Raw genomic sequence first — 8,203 nt, forward strand, 5'->3', positions numbered from 1 at the left:
TTCCAATACCAAGGAAAAATAATATGTATTTTGCAATTTGCTTCTTTTGCATATTAATTCCTCCAAGCACATAACGCCCTGTTAAGGGGTGAGCAACGCAATACAACAGCCGCCGCAAACCACTTTAATTACTAAATTCAACGCATAGTAAAAATGCCACGCGTTGCGAATCCCTCTTGAACAGTTTGTTAGTTTTATTGCTGGCGACTCAGTAACAAGCTTGCTCCAGACATAGCCAAAAAAGTTGCACAATCTCTATTGAAGCGCTTTGCCATTTTCGGCTTCGTAAACCACTGCCTTAAGTACATTCCAAATATCGCATAAATCGATATTGCAACCATTTCTAAAACGAGGAACGTAACCCCTAGAGCGAAGAACTGTTCATTTACACTCGCTGAAACATCGACGAACTGTGGTAGAAAGGCGGTAAAGATTAAGATCGCCTTTGGGTTACCAGCGGCGATCAAAAATTCTTGTTTAGCTAAACCTAATCGGTTGCGAGTATTTTCTAGTTCAGAAACAGGACTTGCTTCCGAACGCCAAAGATTAAAGGCAATCCACAACAAATAAGCCGCGCCCACAATTTTTATCGTGAGAAATAGAGTCTCAGAAGCATAAAGAACGACTGCTAAACCGGAAGCAGCCAAGGCAATCATTACAGCGAATGCAGCAATACGACCAAGTCCAGCAATAAAAGCGGATTTGAAACCGTAACAACGAGCATTATTCATGGACAATAGATTGTTTGGACCAGGAGTCATATTGAGTGCAAAACACGCAGGTATAAAGAACAATAACTTCCAGATTTCCACAATATTTCCTCCATAAAACTAACGCCCTGCTAAGGGGTGAGCAACGCAATACAAAAGCCGCCGCATACCACCTTAAGCACTAAAATCAACGCATAGCAAAAATGCCACGCGTTGCGAATCCCTCTTAAGCAGTTTGTTATGTGTCAAATTTTAAACTCGAACTTAGCTTTTTTAGGGCCAGTTTCCCCTTTTTCGGAAGGCGCATACTTCCGTTTTGATAATATTCGCACAGCTTCAGCATCGAATACTCCTTTAGGTACAGAATCAGTAACTATTATGTCAATCACATCACCCTGACTATTAATATTAAACGTGAGTACAACAGTACCGACTAATTTGTTTTTCCTTGAACCTTTATGATTCCTAGGCGATACACTGTCCCGAGCTTTGTGTTCTCGATAATTTGGGGAACTAGCACTTTCAATTAAACCAGCACAGCCAGACAATAATGCCGCTATAAATAATATTAAAATCTTCATACTTAATCTTTGACAACATAACGCCCTGTTAAGGTGTGAGCAACGCAATACCGAAGTCACCGCATACCACCTTAAACACTAAACGCAACGCATAGTAAAAATGCCACGCGTTGCGAATCACTCTTAAACAGATTGTTAGGCTTGCCCTACCGGTTCACGCATGATTCCAAGTTGTTTAAGACGAATAATGATCACGGTTTTAGATACGTTAAACTGCTTCATGAGTGATAACGTAACTAAGTTTAATAGCTCTTTGTTGCAGCATTGGTCATCTACGAACAAAGCACCGAATCCCCTATTATGTATGCCTCTTGTTCGAGCTTGCTCAAGAAAAGCCATTACAAATTGTTTCTTTGGAAGTAACAATGACGATGCAAACTGATTTGCTTGCCACTCTAAACGCATAATATCCCTTATGGATACATCATTCCTTGCTTCATCTAGGTGAGAGTTATAGCAACTCTCACGCAATATATAGTCTGCATGGCCCAAAATGTAATGCCCGAGTTCATGAGCAAGTGTAAAACGTGCTCGCTCTTTGGTCTCACACTGCGTTGTGTCTATCTTGATTTCATTTTTACTAAAGTCGATAGAGCCAAGGACTCCCTCTTGCAACTGAGCGTTTAACACTAAAGAAAGACCATAGTTTTCACTTACAAACTTGGAAAGTTTGTCGTCTTGCACGTAGCCACCAAAGTAACCAATAGAATCCAAGAGCAGTTCACTTTTGGATTCTATATACGAGCTATCCAAATAACGAACTAATGTTTGCGGCTCAGGTTTTGCTGTACGAATAGAGCAAACAGACTCAACAAGTTCCTCTGAAAGCTCGGAAGTTATAACCTGTTCGAAAAATTCAAAAGTTGAATTAGTAAAGGAAGAACCAAAGAAACAATAACAATCAAAACCTTTACCGACAAAATCTTCCTGTTGAAGCGCAAGATTTATCGATGCCCTTTCCGTAGCCTGAACAGTACGACCTATTGAGGATGGGGAACGAGTCAATACCCATTCACTATTGTTAGCCTCAAAATAACGCAGAAGACCTATACCTTTTGATTTGGAAAACCTTAAAGCACCATCTTGAAAAGCGTTTGTTGAAGCCACTATTCCTTTAATATTTGCCCCAGAAACCTGCTGTACTTTCGCATAAAACTCTTCAATATCGTCAACAGGCACACGATGATTGTAATTTTTACACTCTATTAATACTAATACTGAATAGGTTTCTTGCCCTGGAAGATAAATCTCAATCGACACATCAAAAATAATGTCTTTCTCTCTATCTCTTGAGTAATAGCCCTTTTGAGTAAAAATTTTACAATAGTCTTTGTGAGCCCAGAATTGTCCGTGATCTATTTGTGTCGAGAAGAACTCGAAAATAGCCGCTTCTAATTCATCACCTTTTCTAACTGTATTCATTTATCACCATAAAGCCTAACGCCTTGTTAAGGTGTGAGGCACGCAATACCTAAGTCTCCGCATACCACATTAACCACTAAAGCCAACGCATAGTAAAAATTCCACGCGTGCCGAATCACTCTTGAACAATTTGTTATACGAATTTCTTCAGTGCCAACACTTGCTGTTCAAATAACTCACAATCTGACTTTGAGTATGACTTAGCGACATTAACCCATTGAACGCCCGTTTCATCTATGTGACGAAACTCGACTTGAAGTGCATATTTAGAACAACGAAAAAGAGCAAAAACCAAACCTACAACCGTCAGACTAAGAACTAAAACTAGTAGCCATTGTGGCACCTCTTCCAACCTTGGAATAACTAACCAAGCTGCCCCTGAAAAAACACACACCCAGAATAAAACTTGACCTAAATTATCAAGAAAACTTAACTTTTTAACCCTAACATTGTTTATCTTAGACAAAGGATATGAGTCTTTCTTAAACCTGAACTCTTTTGAATCCAAGTTAAAATCATTACTTTTGTACATAATTTCCCTCTATTCGTATAACGCCGCGTTAAGGGGTGAATGCCGCATAAACCAACTTTCCGCAGACCACTTTCACCACCAAAAATCACTGCATAACAAAAATGCCACGCGGCATGAATCCCTCTTGAACGCCTTGTTATGCTTAAGCTTCAATGAGTTACGTTTTTCTGAATACAAGATTAACTCGACTTTGATTCACAAACAAAAGCCAAAAGCTAGAAAACTGAAATGACTCATAATTTTTAGAAATCCGACTTTGAACTATGGTAATCAAAACTCAAAAACCTAAGATCAAATTGCTGATTGAGCCAGAAGCCCTAACCTCGCGCTTGTCCGAAAGTTGATTGAGGCAACTCTGTGAATTTCCAGCACCAAAGAATAAGTGTCCGAAAAACAGCGCCCACTGAAGCTAACTTGCCGACGAGCACAAAACTAAAAAGCTGAGAGGACAAAGAAAAACCATAAATCACTGATTTTACGTGATTAAGCATAACGCCGCGTTAAGTAGTGAGCAACGCTACCACTAAACTAAACATTACCACCTTAAACACAAAACCCAACGATAGCACTAAAAATGCCATGCGTTGGGAATCTGCCTTAAACGCTTTGTTAGATTATTTTTCACCTTCGCTTGCTGAAGCAATAGAGTTTATAGTCTTAGAAAGTTCTTGTTGCTCTTTATTTAGAAGAACGTTATCTAAAACTTTATTGTGAAGGTTTCTATACATTTGCTTTGCTTGCCATTCATCTATATGACCTAATTGCTTTTGCGTTTCAATGTATGAAATTGCTTCATTAATTGATGGATCCACCTTGTAACGATTTAAAAACGGTCGAATATTAAATATAAAGACTCCTAAGCCCATCAAGTGCCATAGCTTAACAATACTTATGTTGATGATTGAAATTGTTTTCAAAAAAGGACTAAACAAACCTATCAGTCCATCTAGCACAATCCCCGTCAGCACCCCTAGGCTAGTACCCCTAGGATTAGATACAAATAGAATATTAATTGCTTTTCTAGTAAATACTGTTAGTTGTTCTGCATTCATATAACTACCTTTCCTTTACTAGCTTCACATTCAGTTGCTAGATCAATCTCTGGATTTGGTATGATTCTCTTTGCACCGCTCCCATCATTGAAATCATCCTTGTCAGAATGCAAGGTAATAAATTCAATAAGCTCTCTTGTCTCAAATTCATTGCTACCGTACCATCCTTTGCGAACTCGAAACTCCATTAGCTTTTGATCCACAAACACAGCTAGCAATAAAAATGCTAGAAAAAGCAACACAAACTGATTTATATCACTATTCATAAACCAAACGCTAGATACGTAGACAGCTATACTGGAAATTAATATTGCTTGTTGCACTGTTCCTTTTTTAGCTTTTTCAAGCAGCATAACACCAACTATAGTATTTTTTTTGTTGTCTTTTGCGTCTTCTCCTGAATCTGCAATTCTTTTCGCTAAAACTTCAACAACAGTAAATGCACTTGAATTTAATAGCATAGAAGCATCTAACAGTATCGAATTTGCTTTAAATACACGCTTCACTATTGTTACTGTGATACTGTTAGTTTTTCCCATTCCGTTGATATAAGACTCAAGTGCTTTCTTTAGCAACTTGATTACATCTATTGACTTAAACAAAGAATATACAATAGCAATAACTAAAGTACTTAAAGTCGTTGTACTCATAGTTTTTGCAATCTCTGTAAGTTCTGTAAAAATTGACATCAAGACTCCTTATTTAATCTAACGCCGCGTTAAGTGGTGAGCAACGCTACCACCATACCTAAACTATTGTGCCGTAAACACTAAAAGTGATTCAAACTGAAAATGCCAAGCGTTGTGAATCCGTCTTAAACGCTTTGTTATATTGATGCTGCCAAAACCAATTTATTGATTTAACTGGGATGCGAGCAACAGTAGCGAAAAAATAGCAAAGCTGTACCTGAGATCATTCCTAAGTTTTATCAACCTCTTATTATTCAGTTGATCCAGATCTTTGCCGAAAAGCATTGGGACAAATAAGAACATACCAAAATGGAACACTACGAACGGTGGAGCCCCTCTAGCACGCCAATGCTCATTCTCCATTTCATACCATTCATCATAAAAACTCTTGCTGGATTTTATAAGCGGAAACAATGAAGCCAGCACCGCACAAACCATCAGAGTGTTAAATAACTCACCCATTATAATCCCTGAACTTGAAAAACAATATAACGCCGCATTAAGGTGCGAGCAACGCTAAACACATAACCTAAACCACTGCACCTTAAACACTAAAACCAAGTTTAAACTGAGATCGCCAAGCGTTGTGAGTCACTCTTAAATGCTTTGTTAGACAAAGTTACGAACGCAGTAACTCTCCTGATTTTTCTAGTAATTGAGCGAATTTTTGGATTTTTTCAGACGTACCGTAACCAATAAACCAACTGTCTTTACTAGCTAATACACCAACCGCAGGTTCAGGCAACAGCAGACCTCTACGCACTAAGTCGTTAACATAAGCATAAATTGTTTCACCATCTAAATCGTCTAAACCAAGACCATCTACTTGTGCTTGCCGAATAATATGACGATTGTAAGGATAATGCCCCGGGCTAACCTCATGGCGAACAGCACATAATAAGAAATCAACTAAATGGTCAGTGATACCACCAACACCACTGATAAATGCTCTTTGTTCTGCGACCGTAAAAGCAAAATCACTATCTTGACAATAGAGTAGTGCAACAGCCATACGCACCCTTTCACAAGACGTTTGAGTTATAGCATCAACATAACCCGCTAAAATATTTCTTCCATCTTCACTATTAATGTTTTTATTGAGTTCTACTTGCTGCTCTACAGTCATGTGTTCGTAGCGGAGTTCGACGCACTTAAAGAACGAATCAACCCTCTGTTTTTGCCTGGACTGATAAGCATCTTTGAGTGTATTAAAAACAGTACTTCCAATTGCCATTGCAGTTTTGGATGAAACGATATCTACCACTGAACTCTCCTTTGTCTAACGCCCTGTTAAGGGGTGAGCAACGCAATACCGAAGTCGCCGCATACCGCCTTAAACACTAAAACCAACGCATAGTAAAAATGCCACGCGTTGCGAATCCCTCTTGAACAGTTTGTTATGTGTTTGAACTTAAAGGGACTTCCATTTCCACTAACCCTTTGACTTCAGATGTTCTAACAAAGCCTTTGGACTCATACAGATTGATAGCTGGGTTTTCACTAAACACACGTAGAACTAGCTTAGTGGATTGACGACTGAGTGCATGCCCGACGACTAGATCAAGGCACTTAGCCCCAATTCCTCTACCTTGAAACTCCGGTAAAAGTTGAAAGTCTCTCAGAAAGGTCGTTTCGCCACTATAGCTAAAACGAAGAACACCGACACGAACTTGGTCTAGGTAAATCTCGTAGTTTTCTAGTTCTTCCCAACTATTTAGAAACTGATTGTGCTCCCACGTAATCCCACGAGTTAGATAATAACTTGCCATATTTGTCTTGGTTAAAGACTCTGCGAATAAGGGGTCGCCACCGATTTTAAGCTGTACTGCCATGCCTTTCCCTCTGGCTACACATAACGCCGCGTTAAGGGGCAGCAACGCGCTACCACCAAAATTCAATTTACCGCCGTAAACACAGATGCCAAGATTTAAACCAAACTCGCCACGCGTTGACTGTCCCTCTTGAACGCTTTGTTATGTGCGTGCTAGACGGAAACGCCTTACAGTGTTCTCGCTTTGATCTGTGTAGTTACCAAGGTATTCACCACCACAACTTTCGATGACCTTTCTTGACGCAAGGTTGTCAATTGAACAGGTGACAACAGCTGAGTCATTTAACACGTGGTCACGCACCCATGCGAGAAGGTATGACGCAACACCTTTACCACGAGCTGATGGTCTAGTCTCGTAGCCAATATGACCTATAACATTTTCAATGTACTCGTTTGTACCGTGACGAACCCTGATTGAACCAAGAATGACACCAGATTCAATACAGAAATAAGTTGTTATTGGAGACCAGCCAGCGGGTAATTCTTGCCCTTTGGAATAGGCAATTCTCTTTTTTAAATACGCACAACTGTCAATTTTTGCGTCATCATACAACTCTAAACCATCTTCTACACAGGACTGCGCATAGTCTTTAAACTGTGCTTGGTGACTAAGTTTCGCTTTTGTAATTTCCATTTTACTCCTAAGCACTGGTGTACCCCACAAAAAGTAGACAGTACATAACTACATACTTTCGTACTCAACTGGGCTGACATGCCCCAACGCTGAGTGTCTTCTTCTGCGATTGTAAAATACCTCGATGTATTCGAAGATGCCCATTCGGGCTTCTTCGACAGTTTGATAGTCTTCTGCGTATATCAGTTCGACTTTCAGTCGACTGTAGAACGACTCCATCACCGCATTATCCCAGCAGTTACCCTGCCGACTCATGCTCGGTACACCTCCATGCTTGCGCATGAAGTCTTGATATTTGTAGGCTCTGTATTGTACACCACGGTCCGAGTGGATAATGACGCCCTTAGGCGGCTTACGTGACTCAAACGCCATTTTTAGGGCATTGGTGATGAGCTCGACGGTCATCGTTGTCCCTAGCGACCAACCCACAATGCGCCTCGAATGCAAGTCCATCACTGTCGCTAAGAAGAGCCAACGGCTCTTCACCCAGATATACGTAATGTCCGTAACCCATTTCTGATTTGGCGTCTCAGACTCAAAGTCTCTACGCAGTAAATTGTCGGCAACATTCGTCATAGCAGCCACATCCTTGCTGTATTTGAACCCTTTACCATTACGCGCCCTAATACCTTTTTCCTTCATGATATCAGCCACATAATTCACACAGCAGGCATAGCCTGCTTCGTTTAGCTCTTCTGCTATTCGCACTGAGCCGTAACGTGCCCGATATTGGGCAAAGGTACACATGACGA

Annotated in this window: 11 protein-coding genes; all 11 read right to left on the reverse strand. The window is 40.2% G+C overall.

The annotated features are described in order from the left end of the window. Nucleotides 1-194 precede the first annotated feature (194 nt). Nucleotides 195-812 (reverse strand): LysE family translocator, encoded by a 618-nt coding sequence (locus tag R7P74_RS23835; RefSeq protein WP_318123232.1) that lies wholly within the window; start codon nucleotides 810-812, stop codon nucleotides 195-197. Between the two features lie 143 nt (nucleotides 813-955). After that, nucleotides 956-1,291: a TonB family protein gene (locus R7P74_RS23840; protein WP_054577394.1), complete on the reverse strand. Its 336-nt coding sequence runs from the start codon at nucleotides 1,289-1,291 to the stop codon at nucleotides 956-958. A gap of 135 nt (nucleotides 1,292-1,426) precedes the next feature. Further along, complete coding sequence (locus R7P74_RS23845; protein ID WP_176314193.1) at nucleotides 1,427-2,713, reverse strand: ImmA/IrrE family metallo-endopeptidase; 1,287 nt, start codon at nucleotides 2,711-2,713, stop codon at nucleotides 1,427-1,429. A gap of 133 nt (nucleotides 2,714-2,846) precedes the next feature. Next, entirely contained in the window at nucleotides 2,847-3,245 is a 399-nt protein-coding gene (locus R7P74_RS23850; RefSeq protein WP_318123235.1) for a DUF6232 family protein, read from the reverse strand. Between the two features lie 614 nt (nucleotides 3,246-3,859). Beyond that, entirely contained in the window at nucleotides 3,860-4,297 is a 438-nt protein-coding gene (locus tag R7P74_RS23860) for a hypothetical protein (RefSeq protein WP_318123237.1), read from the reverse strand. After that, on the reverse strand, nucleotides 4,294-4,986 hold the full coding sequence (locus R7P74_RS23865) for a hypothetical protein (RefSeq protein WP_318123239.1): 693 nt from the start codon (nucleotides 4,984-4,986) through the stop codon (nucleotides 4,294-4,296). Before R7P74_RS23865 ends, R7P74_RS23860 begins: the two co-directional genes overlap by 4 nt. A gap of 162 nt (nucleotides 4,987-5,148) precedes the next feature. Continuing rightward, entirely contained in the window at nucleotides 5,149-5,448 is a 300-nt protein-coding gene (locus R7P74_RS23870) for a hypothetical protein (protein ID WP_318123241.1), read from the reverse strand. 157 nt (nucleotides 5,449-5,605) lie between these two features. Next, entirely contained in the window at nucleotides 5,606-6,250 is a 645-nt protein-coding gene (locus R7P74_RS23875) for a hypothetical protein (RefSeq protein ID WP_318123243.1), read from the reverse strand. A 133-nt stretch (nucleotides 6,251-6,383) separates the two neighbouring features. Further along, nucleotides 6,384-6,818 carry a GNAT family N-acetyltransferase gene (locus R7P74_RS23880; protein WP_318123245.1) on the reverse strand — a complete coding sequence of 145 codons (435 nt, stop codon included), beginning with the start codon at nucleotides 6,816-6,818 and terminating at the stop codon, nucleotides 6,384-6,386. A 141-nt stretch (nucleotides 6,819-6,959) separates the two neighbouring features. Next, nucleotides 6,960-7,451, reverse strand: coding sequence for a GNAT family N-acetyltransferase (locus tag R7P74_RS23885; protein WP_318123247.1), 492 nt, complete (start codon nucleotides 7,449-7,451; stop codon nucleotides 6,960-6,962). A gap of 48 nt (nucleotides 7,452-7,499) precedes the next feature. Then, a partial coding sequence (locus tag R7P74_RS23890; protein ID WP_318123249.1) for an IS3 family transposase occupies nucleotides 7,500-8,203 on the reverse strand: 704 nt, incomplete at its 5' end.

Source organism: Vibrio sp. 2033 (assembly GCF_033339735.1).

Coding starts and splice junctions, on each gene's coding strand:
- R7P74_RS23840 (WP_054577394.1), bottom strand. CDS start 1,291: ATGAAGATTTTAATATTATTTATAGCGGCATTATTGTCTGGCTGTGCT.
- R7P74_RS23850 (WP_318123235.1), bottom strand. CDS start 3,245: ATGTACAAAAGTAATGATTTTAACTTGGATTCAAAAGAGTTCAGGTTT.
- R7P74_RS23880 (WP_318123245.1), bottom strand. CDS start 6,818: ATGGCAGTACAGCTTAAAATCGGTGGCGACCCCTTATTCGCAGAGTCT.
- R7P74_RS23845 (WP_176314193.1), bottom strand. CDS start 2,713: ATGAATACAGTTAGAAAAGGTGATGAATTAGAAGCGGCTATTTTCGAG.
- R7P74_RS23865 (WP_318123239.1), bottom strand. CDS start 4,986: ATGTCAATTTTTACAGAACTTACAGAGATTGCAAAAACTATGAGTACA.
- R7P74_RS23870 (WP_318123241.1), bottom strand. CDS start 5,448: ATGGGTGAGTTATTTAACACTCTGATGGTTTGTGCGGTGCTGGCTTCA.
- R7P74_RS23885 (WP_318123247.1), bottom strand. CDS start 7,451: ATGGAAATTACAAAAGCGAAACTTAGTCACCAAGCACAGTTTAAAGAC.
- R7P74_RS23860 (WP_318123237.1), bottom strand. CDS start 4,297: ATGAATGCAGAACAACTAACAGTATTTACTAGAAAAGCAATTAATATT.